Source organism: Patiriisocius hiemis, assembly GCF_031846325.1.
In the GTDB taxonomy this organism is placed as follows: Bacteria; Bacteroidota; Bacteroidia; order Flavobacteriales; family Flavobacteriaceae; genus Patiriisocius_A; species Patiriisocius_A hiemis.
The window spans coordinates 65,212-80,002 of the sequence record NZ_JAVRHZ010000008.1; the positions used below are offsets into that span (position 1 = coordinate 65,212).

Sequence of the window (14,791 nt, forward strand, 5' to 3'; positions counted from 1 at the left end):
CAGACTCATATAGTTATCTTAGAGCAGATATTGTACGATCTCCAGGTTATGTCCTTTTTTTGAGAGGATTGCAATTTGTGTTCAAAGAAGGGTTTGATGTTATTGCAGTATGTCTTCAGACACTTTTTTGTTTGATCGCTATCTACACCACACTTAAAACGTTTTCTAGACTATTTAAGTTAAGACTTCTTCCAAGAATCCTCTTATTTTTAGTTTTAATATTCCCTCTATTTCCTCCCTTAGAGATTGCAAATAATGTTACCTCTGAGTCATTGTCATATGCTTTCTTTTTAATTGGAGTAACTAATGGGATTTTATTTATAACTAAGGAGAGTAAAAAGAACTTACTTCTATTTTTCATTTCTATTGTAGCTCTAATTTTAACGAGAGGCCAGTTTATAATTGTGCCAATAATTTTTGGCTTCATATTTTTTTTGAAGCATGGAAAAAAAATAACAAGAAAGAGAAATGTTTTAATACTATTCTTATTTCTTTTAATTCCATTAATAACAAACGTAAGTGAAAAAACATATCGAAAATTAGTGCACAGTCACTTTGTTTCGCCTCCTTACACATTTGTTAACGCTGTCACTTTACCATTATATACATCAAAGATTGAGGATAGTGTTCATATAAAAAACCTAACTGATCGAGAAATTTTTATACAATCTATTAAACATATAGATAGTATGAATTTACTGAGTTCAAAAGTAACTGGAAACTATAGAGAAAAGTATAAAACCTTTCATAACAATTTCCCTCTTATTTGTAACCAAAATATATTTGTTAAGGGAAAGGCAATTCATTTTCAACAAAATCAAGAAAGAAGTTTTCATGTTATTAACACAGAAAAGAGTTGTAAAAACCTAACTGGAATACTTATAAAAAATAATCTAAAGAATTATTTATCACTCTATTTTACTGGATTGTTCCATGGGTACTATTCAGTATTTATATTTCTTTTTATAGTCTTACTTGCTATTATTTACTTTATTAGGTGTATTAAAAATGCTACTTTAGAAAATAGTTTTATCTTAACTACTACACTTCTGCTTTTAAGTAATTCATTTATTGTAGCATTTGCATCTCATTCTATAATGAGGTATTTATTTTATAATTATTTTTTAGGGTTCATAGTAATAGTTCTACTTTTGAGGAAACTAAAATTTACAAGATGAGTATAGAATTATCTGTTGTAATGCCATGTCTTAATGAAGCAGAAACACTTGCTACTTGTATTAAAAAAGCAAAGGGGTTTTTAGATCAGAATAATATCATTGGAGAAGTTGTTATTGCAGATAATGGTAGTACAGATGGTTCACAAGAAATTGCCAATTCATTAAATGCCAGAGTAATTTCAGTCCAAGAGAAAGGGTATGGTAGTGCTTTAAGAGGTGGCATTAGTGCTGCAAAAGGTAAATATGTGATGATGGGAGATGCAGATGATAGTTATGACTTTAGCAATATGATGCCTTATTTAAAAAAGTTAAGAGAAGGGTATGATCTGGTAATGGGTAACCGCTTTAAAGGAGGTATTGAAAAAGGAGCTATGCCTTTTTTACATAAATACTTAGGAAATCCTGTTCTATCTTTTCTTGGAAGACTTTTTTTTAAATCCAAAATTGGTGATTTTCATTGTGGCTTGAGAGGTTTTAGTAAAGAAGCATATAACAAAATGAAGCTAAAAACTACAGGAATGGAGTTTGCAAGTGAAATGATTGTTAGTGCAAGTCTTAAAAAAATGAAAATTGCCGAAGTACCTACTACCCTATCTAAAGATGGTAGGTCAAGACCTCCACACCTAAATACGTGGCGAGATGGTTGGAGACATTTGCGCTTTTTAGTTCTCTTTAGCCCTAATTGGTTATTTTTATACCCAAGTATACTCTTTTGTTTAGTAGGGTTTATTACTTCCGCTTTATTAATTAGCGGTCCTGTTGAAGTAGGTAATCTAACCTTTGATGTACATACGTTACTATTTAGCACGGCACTTTTTCTAGTAGGGTTTCAGTTTCTTCTATTTTATGGCTTAACAAAAGTCTATACTATAGAAAATGAGCTTTTGCCAAAACCAAAAAATTACAACTCTCTTTTTAAGATTTTTAACCTTGAAAAAGGCCTTGTTTGCGGTCTTATTTTATTGCTTATAGGTCTCTTATTAAGTATTTGGGCATATACAAATTGGCAAAGCTTAAACTTTGGAGATATTAATAATCATAATACTTTTAGGATTGTAATAGTGGCCGTAACGACTATTTTACTTGGAGTGCAGGTTATATTATTTAGTTTATTTTTTAGCATTCTAGGTCTTAAGAAGTAATACTAATCTGGAATATAATAGGGCTCAAATGTCACCTCACCACTATCATTAATATATTTATATATTCCCTTATGGGTGTTTTCATCAAGTATTATGTAACTACTATTGTCTTGTAAATTAGAAAGGTAACTTTTTTCATTAGAAAGATAGCTTATTAAGACTCTAAATAGATTTACAGATGATTTCAATTCTGTATCATACTCGGGGTTATTTCCATTAGGCCAATGTATTAATAGGTTACTGCTAAAGATTGTCATTATAGAGTCTCTATTTGTAGTTTTAACTTTTGTTTGATTGGTGTAATCATATCCCACATAGCCTCCATGGTCTGCAGTAATAACAATTAAAGCATTAGGGTCTTTTTCTTTTATTTTATTGATTAATTTTATTTGAATTTCATTAGATTCTTCAAGTCCCTCTAACCATTTTTCTTTTTCAATATCTCCCCCTTTAGAGTTTTTAGATTTTGTTCTAATATGCCAAGGGTTTAAAAATTGAATGAAAAAGAATTGCTCTTTATTAAAATCTTCTGACAAAACTTCATCAAAATATTCTAAAATATTATTTCTGTGTTTTCTAATTCCGTTGTCTAAAAAAGAAACATTCCAAAAACCATAATTAGACTGTTTAAATAATGTTTTGGGCCTATTTGCAAGTAAGTAAGGTGTATCTGTAATTAAAGTAGTATTGTAACCATTATTCACAAAAGCTTTTATTGTGGCGTTATCATGCATTATAATATCTCTTCCATGTTGAACCTCATCACTTTTTAAATCCAAATTATAATAATGATGCTTCATTGCAAAAAGAGAGGCGTTTGAAGAGATTGTAGTTGGGTAATTACTCCTAAAATTTGGATAATGCTTAAAACCTTTACTAAATACAAATTCTTTAAAGCTATCTACTTTTACATTATACAATGGCTTTTCTAGTTCTGAAAAATTAGCATAGCCATCTGCTTCTATAAAATAGACGTTTGGTTTCTTTTTAAAAACAGCCTCTTCTATAGTGTCACTAGTCTTAATCCAATTTTTGCTATATGAATTTTTAAGCTTAATTGTATCATATAGTAATGGTATAGTTAAAATAGAAAGCAGTAATTGTAACACTACAATTTTTAAAAAATGTCTATAAAAAAAGTAAGAAATAATTAATGCAACTACTCCTGATAGTATAATCAGTTTTTTATGGTGCTGTACAAACGTAATTTGTTGTACAAGTACCAAAAAACTAAATACTCCATAAAAAGTTAACAACCTTTCTTTATCATATTTTTTACTATAATTTGATGTTTTCTCTATAATTAAAAACGAAACTGTAGGTAATAAGAGAAAAAATGAAAAAATAAAAAGATAGTGCTCTAGTGATGTAAGTATATCAGGCTTTCTTGAAAAAAAGTATAGAGCCGGGTATAATCCAGCTGCCACACCATATAGAATATAATTACTACTTTTCCTTTTCATTTTACTTGTTCAATTCTAATTTGAATATTATTGGGAAGTTTTCAACACCAGAAACCTTAGTTACAGAAACTTCGGCAGTTAAGTTAAGTTGTTTAAATACTATTTCTTTTTTTGAAGTAAGAATATATACTTCTTTTTCTTGTTTAACAGTTTTAATAATGTCATTAATATCATCCGTTTCTATAAACGGCACATTATATTTATCTAAATATAACCTAACTGCTGGCTTGTCGTATTGTTCAAATATAAAAACAGTATTGCCTTCATAAAGTTTTGAAAAACTTGACAAAGTACTTTTAGGATTAAAATTGTTTGCTAAATAGTAATTTCTATATAATCCCTGTGGCGGGAATTCTTTTTCAAGTTGATTCTCTTTTATAACTAGAGATTGATTGGATTTATATTGAGTATAAAATGTAAATAAGCAGTAGAGAGAGATAAGATACCCAAAAATGCTTGCTATCTTGGTATTCCTCACTCTTTGTAATAGAGTATCCAGTACTATTAAAATTAACAAAATAGAGATTGGTGCCAATGGAGAAAACACTCTAGGAAATGGTGCTTTTTGGTGTAAAAATGCTAAACCAAATGGTAGTATTAAAACAGCTAGTAATAAAAGCAAGAAAAACCTTTGCTCATGCACTTGTCTTTTCCAAAAATAATAAGCCCCAACAAAAATTAAGGGAACTAGTAAGTATCTAGAAGATAAAAAAGCAGGGATTGTCTCTACAACTATAGATACAATATAAAAAGTACCTGGATATGATCTACTAGAGTATTTATTAAATATTAAATCTTCAATAATGGGAAGGTAAAAAATAAACGCTGTAATAACACCTATCGCAATAAGCAATAAGACGTTTCTGAAGTTATCTATACCAAAACAATTTTTATTCTTTTTAAAATTATAAACAGCATAGATTAATACAAAAATCCATAATGATGCAAGAACATATACATTGGATGGAATAGTATATAATAGTAAAAGGCTTGATAAAAATACCATAAAGCCAGATACGTATGTTTTTCTTTTTAGGTAATTAAAAACATAAAACAATAACATCACAAGCAAAAGTGTGCTTAAGTTATAACCTCTTAATTGTAAAGAAAAGTTTAAAAAAGGTATTGTAGTTAGCAAAACAATAGCGAACAAACCATAGTATTTTACATTGAAGTGTTTCTTTAAAATTAGTGTTCCGTATAGAACTGTTAAAATGGAAATTAAAAGCTGAAATACTCTAAAAACATAAATATAATCTGTGGCTAGGTTAATATCTCTAAGCTGAAATATTCTAGATACTATTTGGTTTAAAAAATTAAAAAAAATATGATTATTTGGCCCTGGGTAATAAAAGAAAGTTGTTTTATAATCTACTAAAGCATAATCTTTTAATGAAAATATTTCATCAAACCATAAATCATAATTAATGTAATTACATACCCAAAAAACTAATGGTATAAAACCAATAAATATCAAAAATGAGTTGACAGATAAGTTTCTTTTAAAAAAAGTGAAATAATCATTCATAATTATTGCTCTACTCTTTCAAAAACAATATTTCCAAGACTATCAATACGTTTATAAACTCCTTTAGGTGCTCCTCCATCAATAATACTATAGCTTGCATCTTCTTGCAAATGTTTTAAGTAGTTAGTATTATCTGTTAAATAAGAAAACAGAATACGATATAAATTTACACCTGTTTTAAAGTTTTTGTCAATTGCTGGAGCAGTATTATCTGGCCATTTAATGGCTAGTATTGTACTAAATGCAGAATACAGCTTATCTCTATCGTTTGTTTTTTTAAAAACCTCTAGCATATATTCCATTCCTGCATAGCCTCCATGATCTGCCATTATTATTATTAAACCATTAGGGTCTTTTTCATTAATCAAGTTTATAACTTTAACCAATCGCTCATTAGACATTTTTAAATTGGTTTTATACTTCTCATATTCAGCTTCTTTACCTAAGGTTTTATTTTTATCAGACTCTACATGACCTGGCTTAAAAATTTCAATAAAAAAGAATTTAGATTTTTCTTCATCTTCATTAAGGTATTTTATTAAAGGTACAGTAATATCTTCTTCAGATTGAAACCCATCGGTTATAAAAGAAATATCTTCATAACTAAAGTTACAAGCATCGTATCCCATTTTAGGGAAATTATTTAAAATGTAACTAACTTCAGCTAAATAGTGAGTTTTGTAATTGTTATTCTTAAAAATATCTAATACTGGATTTTTACTAATAATTATTTCTCGTGCATTAGCAGTTTCAGAAAAATTAAACCCCCTGTTATAATAATGATGCTTCATAGAAAATGTAGCACTATTAGACACTAAAGTAGAAGTATAATTGCTACGGATATCTGGATATAATTTAAAATTGTTTGTTGTCAAAAAATCTTTAAACTTACTATTATCTATATCATAGTATCCTTTATTAATTTCAGAAAAATTAACGTAGCCATCAGGCTGTATATAGTATACATTGGGTCTTTTTGTAAATACAGCTTCTTCAATATTATCAGGCTGTTTTAACCATTCTTCATTATAAGAAAGTTGGTTAATAATGGTAGGTATTAAAGTAAATAGAGAGGCAAATGCTATTAAAAACTGAAATACAACAATCTTTAACAAATGCTTATTTAAAAATTTTGCAATTAAAAAAGCGATAATAAAGCAAGCTACAGTAAAGAGAAGTCTAAGGCTAGCATATAAGCACAATTGTATAAATAGTAAAAAACCTAAAGCATTACAAAATGCAAATACGCTAGTTTTGTATTTTTCAAGCTTGCTGTATTTTTTAAAAATATATTGTAAGAAAAAAAAAGCAACTATTGGCACTACAATAAAAAGTGCAATAAAGAACCCAAGGTGTTTCCAAGAGTTAATTAAAGAATAGTTATTAGAATAATAGAATAAAATAGGGTATAACCCAGTAGCTATTCCCAAAATATAAAAAGGAAGCTCTTTAATTTTTGTTCTAGATGTATTACGTACCGGCGTTTTCATCTTTTCGTTTTAAAAGATATAAAACTCTCTTGGAACCTTTAATTGATTCTTTTTTATCAATTATAAAATACTTTGAGAATGCTTCTTCAAAATTTTCTTTGTTGTAAAAGTCAAAATGATTTATAAACTCTCTTTTTCTAGCCAATAATGAAGCTACCCAAGTATCTTCCCTCGTAGGAAATTCTATTAGTAAAAGTTTTGAGAAAGATGAAAAGAAAGCTGCAGATTTTTCAAAAGGAACATTACCAGAGAGTGTAATATGATGTATTAATGCCAATGCCATAGTTACATCTGGACTATATTTTTTTAAGCGCTCTATAACAGAGTGTCTCTCAGTATTATTAAATCCTATTCCGGGAGCAGGTTGTAATACATCAAAAACAAAAGGAAGCATGTTATTCTCACTATTTTTAATACTTTGTTTATAGTTATGATTTACAGCTTCTGCATCAATATCTGTCACAATAACATGCGGCACTTCTGCCAATACCGTTCTCGCAAATGTACCATCGTTACCCCCCACATCAATAAGGTGCTTGGGTTGCAATGGAGTTATCCAAGATTTTATAAGTTGTTTTTTTGAATTAAATGCTTCTTCATCGTAGTTAGTTTTTGTGTAATAATTACCCCACTCTGTAGTTTCAGAAACTTTTAAATTTTTAATGTAATTAAAGAGGTTCTCAATGATATTATTTTGCGCCCTTTTAGAAAGACTAGCAATTTTAGTTTCTACTTTATAATCTTCACTATGCTTTGCCTCCATTTTTGCAAGTAAGTGAATATTTGTATAAAGAGTTGAGCTCAATTTAGATTTTCCAGGGAGTAAACTTGAAATTAGCTTTACAGGAATACCATCAATATGAGTTTGCATCATTTTAAAAATATCTGTACCATGATATTTTGCTAAAACAAGTGGTCCAAAAAAGTGAGTAATAAATTGTTTATAAGCTCTCCAAGGAGTTCCTTCCTCATAAAAGTCAAAAGAAAGTGTATCTATAAAGATTGGCTTACCACTATAAAAAGTTACATTATATGCTGAAGCATCTTTAAGCACAAACCCCTTAGACAAAGCATATTTATGAATCTTAAGTGTATGTAATGCTGCATGCTTGTATTGCTCAAAACTCCACTCGTAAGGATTTGTAATAAAGGGGATTACTTCTGGAGTAATCTCTATTTTCTCTTCTGAAGAAAATGTTTCTTCATGAGCAATTAATAGCTTTTTATCTATTAGAGTTTTAAAAAAACCTGATTCGGTAAGTTTTTTATATTGAGGGAAGTATATTGGATTAATAACTCTTTTTAAAACCCCATCTTTGTCATAAAAGATATAACCTGACGGATCTCTAAATGAAGCTTCGTGTGTTTTATTTTGCTGTTTCATCATTTTCGGTTTCTTGTTCATCAATATCTATTGAATCGTAAGTATCATCTTCATCTTTTTGAAGACCGAAAAATAATTTAAACTTATACCACGCATTTTTTGAGAATAACAACATACCAGCGGCGGCGGCAACTACAGCTTGAGCAATCATAGCCCCAAGGCCTGGATCAAAATATAAAAAATGTATAGTCATAATAATTTTACTATAAATTAAACTCTAATTTACAATTAGGTAACAAATAAATAAAAAAACCTGTAAAACACAGGCTTTTTTACTATTTAATTTAAAACTAGTTATAGCTTATTACGCTTTCTATCTACTTCTTTTAAGTAGATTTTTCTAAGTCGTAAGTGGTTAGGGGTCACTTCAACATACTCATCTTTTTGAATATATTCTAAAGCCTCTTCCAAAGAAAATTTAATAGCAGGAACTATTCTTGCTTTGTCATCTGCTCCAGCAGAACGTACATTAGATAGTTTTTTTGTTTTGGTAATATTAACTACCATATCATCTTGACGTGTATTTTCACCTATCACTTGACCTTCGTAGATATCTTCATTAGGGTTTACAAAGAAACGTCCCCTGTCTTGTAGTTTATCTATTGAATAAGGAATTGCTGTTCCATTTTCCATGGAAACTAAACTACCATTTAAACGTTCAGGAATCCCACCTTTTAACGGTTGATATTCTAGAAAACGATGCGTCATAATTGCTTCACCGGCAGTTGCTGTGAGTAATTGATTACGGAGTCCAATGATACCTCTAGAGGGTATATTAAAACGACAAATCATTCGTTCTCCTTTTGCCTCCATACTTAGCATTTCTCCTTTACGCAATGTTACCATATCTATAGCACGACCACTCACCTCTTCTGGAAGGTCTATGGTAAGCTCTTCAACTGGTTCACATTTTACACCACCAATCTCTTTAATAATTACCTGCGGTTGCCCTATTTGCAACTCATATCCTTCGCGGCGCATAGTTTCAATTAAAACAGATAAGTGCAGTACACCACGTCCAAAAACCATAAACTTATCAGCACTATCTGTTTCTTCAACTCTAAGTGCAAGATTTTTTTCAAGTTCTCTTTCTAGTCTTTCTTTAATATGCCTAGAGGTTACAAACTTTCCGTCTTTACCAAAAAATGGAGAATCATTGATAGTAAATAACATACTCATCGTAGGTTCATCTATTGCGATAGTTTGTAATGCTTCTGGGTTTTCTATATCTGCAACAGTATCTCCAATTTCAAAGCCCTCTAACCCAACGATAGCACAAATATCTCCAGCATGAACTTCGGTTACTTTACGTCTTCCCAATCCTTCAAAAGTGTGAAGCTCTTTAATTTTTGATTTTACAACCTTTCCATCTCTTTTAACAAGAGATATCTGCATATTTTCTTTTAGGACTCCTCTTTGTAGACGTCCAATAGCAATTCTACCTGTAAAGGAAGAGTAATCTAAAGAGGTAATTAACATTTGTACACTTCCTTCTTCAACTTTAGGAGAAGGTATGTGTTCTAGAACCATATCTAATAATGGTTCTATGTTATTTGTTTCTTGTTTCCAGTCATCACTCATCCAGTTATTCTTTGCAGAACCATATACAGTTGGAAAATCTAACTGCCACTCCTCTGCTCCAAGCTCAAACATTAAATCAAAAACAGCTTCGTGAACCTCATCTGGAGTACAATTTTCTTTATCTACTTTATTTACTACAACGCAAGGTTTAAGACCTAAATCAATAGCTTTTTGGAGTACAAAACGTGTTTGCGGCATAGGGCCTTCAAAAGCATCTACTAATAATAGTACACCATCTGCCATGTTAAGCACTCGCTCAACTTCACCTCCAAAATCGGCGTGACCAGGAGTATCTATAATATTAATCTTTGTGTCTTTATAAACTACAGATACGTTTTTTGAAGTAATTGTAATACCTCGTTCACGTTCTAAATCATTATTATCTAAAATAAGCTCTCCTGTCTTTTCATTTTCTCTAAATAGGCTACAATGGTGCATAATTTTATCTACCAAAGTAGTCTTACCGTGATCTACGTGAGCAATGATTGCAATGTTTTTAATATCCATAGTATATAGCCGTCTTAAACGGTTTTTTTAAGGTTAACTAAGAAATTTAATATAAGGTAACTAACCTGCCTTTGTTAAAAGCGGTGCAAAAGTACTGCTATTTAGTGGATATATAAGGATTTATAGTATTATATTTTACTATAGTAAATTAAGTATCTTTGGAATCATTAAAAATGAAAGATGAGACTTGAAGATATACCTAACTTAAATCACTTAAACTCCAAAAACTTTTTTCTCCTTGCTGGCCCTTGTGCGATTGAAGGAGAAGAAATGGCGCTACAAATTGCTGAACAAATTGTTAAGATTACTAACAAACTTGAAATTCCATACATCTTTAAAGGGAGTTTTAAAAAAGCAAATAGAAGTCGCATAGATAGTTTTACAGGAATTGGAGACGAAAAAGCACTTGCAATTCTAAAAAAAGTGTCTGATACTTTTAACGTACCAACGGTTACAGATATCCATGAGGTTAGTGATGCGGCTATGGCTGCAAAATATGTGGATGTATTACAAATTCCTGCTTTTTTAGTAAGACAAACAGACCTTGTAGTTGCAGCTGCTAAAACTGGTAAAGTTGTTAATCTTAAAAAGGGACAATTTATGAGTCCTGAAAGTATGCAACATGCTGCTCAAAAAGTACTGGATAGTGGTAATACTCAAGTAATGATAACAGATAGAGGAACTATGTTTGGTTACCAAGATATGGTTGTTGATTTTAGAGGTATCCCAACGATGCAACAATATGCACCAACTGTGCTTGATGTTACCCATAGCTTACAGCAACCCAACCAAAGCGTAGGTGTTACAGGAGGAAGACCAGAAATGATAGGAACAATAGCAAAAGCTGGTATTGCTGCCGGAGTAGATGGATTATTTATAGAAACACACTTTGACCCTGCTAATGCAAAAAGTGATGGAGCCAATATGTTAGACCTCAACAAACTTGAGAAACTACTATCAGATTTAGTTGCAATACGAAAAGTAATTACTACGCTGTAAACTTCTTTTTGCGGGTACGGTATGCTTCTTCAAGACACTCAATCAAAACTTTAAAATCTATTTCTTCTGGAGTATAATATCGTAGTGATTTTACAAATTTTCGCTTTTCAGAAACTAGTTTGTCTAGGTGTACATTAAATTCTTTTCTAGCCCAAAAGCATACATCTAGATAACCATTAGTTACATTAAGATAGCATATAGGACAATCATGACTATAGTATATAGGTAGTCGCCACTTGTATAATAGTTGATGGTTTGGCAAGGTTTGCTCAATAATTACTTGAACCTCCAGTAACATAGACTTAAAAGGATCTACTTGTCTTAATATATATTCTTCTGCAGGATTCATACGTCTAAAATAAAAAAAGAGTCGTTAATTAACGACTCTTTTTCATAATAACCTTACCTATTAACTCCCCAATTAATATAAATTTGGTTAGATTAATTTATCTTATGGCTAAAACCGAACTCTCCAATAAGACAATTCAAAGGTGACTATTTATTAAAAAAAAACAGGCAGGGTTTTTCCCCTTTTTAGTAGGGGGTTTTTCCCCTATTTATAAAAATTAACAAATATTAACTTGCTTTGATACTTAAAATATCATTACTTTGTTTTTCAAAGTACTTTATTATGAGCGAACAAGATTATCTAAAAGATATAAGCGAGATTAAAAATTTAATGAACCGGTCTTCCCGTTTTATATCACTAAGCGGAATGGCAGGAATTATGGCTGGAGTATATGCCATAATAGGTGCGGCTGTTGCGTACTGGCTAGTTGCAAACTCTGGTAGAGAATATCTAATACTAGATGGATATGTTTTTAGGTTAATTCTATTAGACTTATTTTTAATAGCAGCTTTAAGTATTATTACAGCCATTATTCTCACGACTCGCAAAGCCAAAAAAAATGGAGAAAAAGTGTGGGACGCTTCCTCAAGAAGATTACTAATTAATTTTTTAATCCCTTTAGTTGCCGGAGGTTTATATATTCTCATAATTTTACAGCAACAAAAGTACGGGCAAACTGGAGCTTTAATGCTTATATTTTATGGATTAGCTTTACTTAATGCTTCAAAATATAGTATTGGGCATGTACGATATCTTGGAATTACTGAAATTATCTTAGGACTTATCTGTGCACTCTTCCCTGGCTATGGTTTTTGGCTTTGGGTACTTGGCTTTGGAGTAATGCATATTATATATGGTAGCTTGATGTATATTCAAGAAAAAAAATAACCAACTTGGGAATTATAGATAACATAAATAAGCTTTTTGATCACCGAATAAGACTTGGCATTATGTCTATTCTTATGGTAAATGATGATGCAGACTTTAATAGGCTTAAAGAATTACTAGATGTTACAGATGGTAATTTAGCAAGCCACATAAAAGCCCTAGAAAAAGCAGAGTATATTTTAGTTGAAAAACAATTTATTGGCCGAAAACCAAATACAAAATATAGTGCTACAAAGCTGGGTAAAGCAGAATTTAAAAAACATATTAATGCATTAGAAAGCTTAATAAAAAAGAAACCATAAAAAAAATTTATTCTTTTACTTTGAAATACAAAGTACTTTAAATATGAAAACAAGAAAAAAAATTATCAATTGGCTATTTGAAAAATCACAAGTGTTTTACACCAAGAATTTTAAAAAAAATAAAACGCCTTGGAATCTTACTGTAAAGCAACTTTGCGGCTATCCCAAGACTACATTTGGTTATAAGTTAGGGCTCTTTTTAAAACAAAATGGTTTTGAGTTATTACCTAAGGTAGAACGTCATGACGCCTATCATGTACTCACAGGGTTTGGCACCAAAGTAGAAGATGAAATCGCTTTACAATATCTATGCTATGGGAATGGAAAACGCAGTAAATATTTATTTGGGGTTTTGTTTTTAGGTACTGTTTTACTTCCAGAATACTTTCAATATTACAAAAAGGCATATACACTAGGGAAACAGAGCAATACTTTTCATCACTTTGATTTTAAGTTACTGTTGCTTCTGCACTATCAAAATTTTAAAGACACCATTTTTTCTAAAAAAACACAGCAAGAATTAAGCTGCTTACAAAAAGAAAATAATTTACAAACAAGTAACACATTCAATTATGGAACAAGCAAAGAGTAGAGTACGAAACTGGATTAGAAATTCAATTACAGCAAGAATGCTGATAGTGGGGTTTTTATTAGTCATTTTACTAATCCCATTACAATATGTAAAGTCTCTAATTTCTGAAAGGTCCTATAGACAAAAAGAAGTAGTACAAGAGATAAATAGTAAATGGGGAAATAATATAATTCTCTCTGGCCCAATCTTAAAAGTACCTTATAAAACATATACTGAAGAGCGTAATTTTAATGAAGAAACAAAAAAGTATACTACAAAGACTATCACAAATACAAAATATGCTTTTGTATTTCCAGATGTATTAGATATTGATTCAAATGTAGACACAAAACCATTAAATAGAAGCATTTATAAATCTGTTGTTTACACAGCAGATATAAAAGTAAAAGGAAACTTTCCGGAAATAAATCTAAAGGAACTTGACATAAAAAATGAAGATATTATTTGGGATAAGGTTTCAGTATTAGTAAAAACATCAAATCTTAAAGGAATAAGAAACACTCCTAAAATAAATATGGGCAACCAATCACTAGCTATGACACCCAGATATGATAGAGAATATCTAAATACTATAGAAAGTGAGTTCATTAAAGAGTTCTCCTTAGAGAAAAACAAAGTAATACCCTTTTCAATTGATCTAAAAATTAATGGTAGTGAACTTTTGGAGTTTATCCCTATTGGTAAAGAAACTACAGCCTCTATGTCTTCAAATTGGCATTCACCAAGTTTTGACGGCAAATATCTTCCTGAAGATGGCTCAAGAGAAATTACTAGTGATGGATTTAGTGCTTCTTGGAAAGTCTTGCAAATAAACAGACAGTTTGAACAAGTTTTTCTTAAAAATATTCCAAATTTAACTGAGTTTAAATTTGGCACTAAGCTTATTATTCCTGTAGATGAATATCAAAAAAGTGAACGAACTGCCAAGTATGGTTTCATGGTTATAGGGCTAACACTCTTGGTGTTTTTATTAATACAATTGGTAAGTAAAATTCATATACATCCCTTTCAATATGTTATGATTGGTTTGGCATTGGTAATGTTTTATACACTCCTAATTTCAATCTCAGAACATAGTTCATTTTTAAAAGCATATATAATTGCAGCTATTTCAGTACTGGCTTTAATAGTTTTATACTCTAGAGCCATTTTATCTGGGTTTAAATTTCCAATACTTGTAGGGGCTTCATTAGCATCTCTATATGGGTTTATATATGTAATTATTCAACTAGAAAACTATGCATTACTGGTGGGCAGTATAGGACTCTTTATTATTCTAGGAATAGTAATGTTTACTTCAAGAAAAATAGATTGGGGAACAAACTAAACAAAGACAAGAAACTTCAAGAAAAAATCTTACTTGAAGTTTCTTTAAAATAGATTAAAAG

General features: G+C 30.4%; 14 protein-coding genes. 6 read left to right on the forward strand and 8 right to left on the reverse strand.

What is annotated here, in order from left to right:
• Nucleotides 1-142: 142 nt before the first annotated feature.
• Nucleotides 143-427, reverse strand: a complete 285-nt coding sequence (locus RM538_RS11970) for a hypothetical protein (protein ID WP_311333676.1) — start codon at nt 425-427, stop codon at nt 143-145.
• A 747-nt stretch (nt 428-1,174) separates the two neighbouring features.
• Between RM538_RS11970 and RM538_RS11975 the strand changes: the two genes are divergently transcribed.
• On the forward strand, nt 1,175-2,320 hold the full coding sequence (locus RM538_RS11975) for a glycosyltransferase family 2 protein (RefSeq protein WP_311333677.1): 1,146 nt from the start codon (nt 1,175-1,177) through the stop codon (nt 2,318-2,320).
• Nucleotides 2,321-2,322: 2 nt separating this feature from the next.
• Here the strand turns inward: RM538_RS11975 and RM538_RS11980 are convergent, their stop codons facing one another.
• From RM538_RS11980 to typA, 6 genes are all read right to left on the reverse strand, one after another.
• On the reverse strand, nt 2,323-3,783 hold the full coding sequence (locus RM538_RS11980) for a sulfatase-like hydrolase/transferase (protein ID WP_311333678.1): 1,461 nt from the start codon (nt 3,781-3,783) through the stop codon (nt 2,323-2,325).
• 1 nt (nt 3,784) lies between these two features.
• Nucleotides 3,785-5,311 carry a hypothetical protein gene (locus RM538_RS11985; RefSeq protein ID WP_311333679.1) on the reverse strand — a complete coding sequence of 509 codons (1,527 nt, stop codon included), beginning with the start codon at nt 5,309-5,311 and terminating at the stop codon, nt 3,785-3,787.
• Between the two features lie 2 nt (nt 5,312-5,313).
• Nucleotides 5,314-6,801, reverse strand: a complete 1,488-nt coding sequence (locus RM538_RS11990) for a sulfatase-like hydrolase/transferase (protein ID WP_311333680.1) — start codon at nt 6,799-6,801, stop codon at nt 5,314-5,316.
• Nucleotides 6,782-8,185 carry a class I SAM-dependent methyltransferase gene (locus RM538_RS11995; protein ID WP_311333681.1) on the reverse strand — a complete coding sequence of 468 codons (1,404 nt, stop codon included), beginning with the start codon at nt 8,183-8,185 and terminating at the stop codon, nt 6,782-6,784. Before RM538_RS11995 ends, RM538_RS11990 begins: the two co-directional genes overlap by 20 nt.
• Complete coding sequence (locus RM538_RS12000; RefSeq protein WP_311333682.1) at nt 8,169-8,378, reverse strand: hypothetical protein; 210 nt, start codon at nt 8,376-8,378, stop codon at nt 8,169-8,171. Before RM538_RS12000 ends, RM538_RS11995 begins: the two co-directional genes overlap by 17 nt.
• Before the next feature lie 101 nt (nt 8,379-8,479).
• Nucleotides 8,480-10,273, reverse strand: a complete 1,794-nt coding sequence (gene typA, locus RM538_RS12005) for a translational GTPase TypA (protein WP_311333683.1) — start codon at nt 10,271-10,273, stop codon at nt 8,480-8,482.
• A gap of 180 nt (nt 10,274-10,453) precedes the next feature.
• Here typA and kdsA point away from each other — a divergent pair, with 180 nt between their 5' ends.
• On the forward strand, nt 10,454-11,272 hold the full coding sequence (gene kdsA / locus RM538_RS12010; protein ID WP_311333684.1) for a 3-deoxy-8-phosphooctulonate synthase: 819 nt from the start codon (nt 10,454-10,456) through the stop codon (nt 11,270-11,272).
• Here kdsA and RM538_RS12015 read toward each other — a convergent pair.
• Nucleotides 11,262-11,621 carry a DUF1801 domain-containing protein gene (locus RM538_RS12015; RefSeq protein ID WP_311333685.1) on the reverse strand — a complete coding sequence of 120 codons (360 nt, stop codon included), beginning with the start codon at nt 11,619-11,621 and terminating at the stop codon, nt 11,262-11,264. The two genes, kdsA and RM538_RS12015, sit on opposite strands and share 11 nt — an antisense overlap.
• Nucleotides 11,622-11,903: 282 nt before the next feature.
• On the opposite strand from RM538_RS12015, the gene RM538_RS12020 reads away from it, so the two are divergent.
• From RM538_RS12020 to creD, 4 genes are read left to right on the forward strand one after another with little or no spacing between them, the layout of a single operon-like run.
• Complete coding sequence (locus RM538_RS12020; RefSeq protein WP_311333686.1) at nt 11,904-12,509, forward strand: hypothetical protein; 606 nt, start codon at nt 11,904-11,906, stop codon at nt 12,507-12,509.
• A 5-nt stretch (nt 12,510-12,514) separates the two neighbouring features.
• Nucleotides 12,515-12,811 (forward strand): winged helix-turn-helix domain-containing protein, encoded by a 297-nt coding sequence (locus tag RM538_RS12025; protein ID WP_311333687.1) that lies wholly within the window; start codon nt 12,515-12,517, stop codon nt 12,809-12,811.
• Nucleotides 12,812-12,854: 43 nt separating this feature from the next.
• Entirely contained in the window at nt 12,855-13,403 is a 549-nt protein-coding gene (locus RM538_RS12030) for a hypothetical protein (RefSeq protein ID WP_311333688.1), read from the forward strand.
• The gene (creD, locus tag RM538_RS12035) at nt 13,384-14,730 is read left to right on the forward strand and encodes a cell envelope integrity protein CreD (RefSeq protein ID WP_311333689.1); all 1,347 of its coding nucleotides are present in this window, start codon (nt 13,384-13,386) and stop codon (nt 14,728-14,730) included. The genes RM538_RS12030 and creD overlap by 20 nt, the downstream gene beginning before the upstream one ends.
• The last annotated feature ends 61 nt before the right edge of the window (nt 14,731-14,791 follow it).

Coding starts and splice junctions, on each gene's coding strand:
- RM538_RS11970 (WP_311333676.1), bottom strand. CDS start 427: ATGAAGCCAAAAATTATTGGCACAATTATAAACTGGCCTCTCGTTAAA.
- RM538_RS11975 (WP_311333677.1), top strand. CDS start 1,175: ATGAGTATAGAATTATCTGTTGTAATGCCATGTCTTAATGAAGCAGAA.
- RM538_RS11980 (WP_311333678.1), bottom strand. CDS start 3,783: ATGAAAAGGAAAAGTAGTAATTATATTCTATATGGTGTGGCAGCTGGA.
- RM538_RS11985 (WP_311333679.1), bottom strand. CDS start 5,311: ATGAATGATTATTTCACTTTTTTTAAAAGAAACTTATCTGTCAACTCA.
- RM538_RS11990 (WP_311333680.1), bottom strand. CDS start 6,801: ATGAAAACGCCGGTACGTAATACATCTAGAACAAAAATTAAAGAGCTT.
- RM538_RS11995 (WP_311333681.1), bottom strand. CDS start 8,185: ATGAAACAGCAAAATAAAACACACGAAGCTTCATTTAGAGATCCGTCA.
- RM538_RS12000 (WP_311333682.1), bottom strand. CDS start 8,378: ATGACTATACATTTTTTATATTTTGATCCAGGCCTTGGGGCTATGATT.
- typA (WP_311333683.1), bottom strand. CDS start 10,273: ATGGATATTAAAAACATTGCAATCATTGCTCACGTAGATCACGGTAAG.
- kdsA (WP_311333684.1), top strand. CDS start 10,454: ATGAGACTTGAAGATATACCTAACTTAAATCACTTAAACTCCAAAAAC.
- RM538_RS12015 (WP_311333685.1), bottom strand. CDS start 11,621: ATGAATCCTGCAGAAGAATATATATTAAGACAAGTAGATCCTTTTAAG.
- RM538_RS12020 (WP_311333686.1), top strand. CDS start 11,904: ATGAGCGAACAAGATTATCTAAAAGATATAAGCGAGATTAAAAATTTA.
- RM538_RS12030 (WP_311333688.1), top strand. CDS start 12,855: ATGAAAACAAGAAAAAAAATTATCAATTGGCTATTTGAAAAATCACAA.
- creD (WP_311333689.1), top strand. CDS start 13,384: ATGGAACAAGCAAAGAGTAGAGTACGAAACTGGATTAGAAATTCAATT.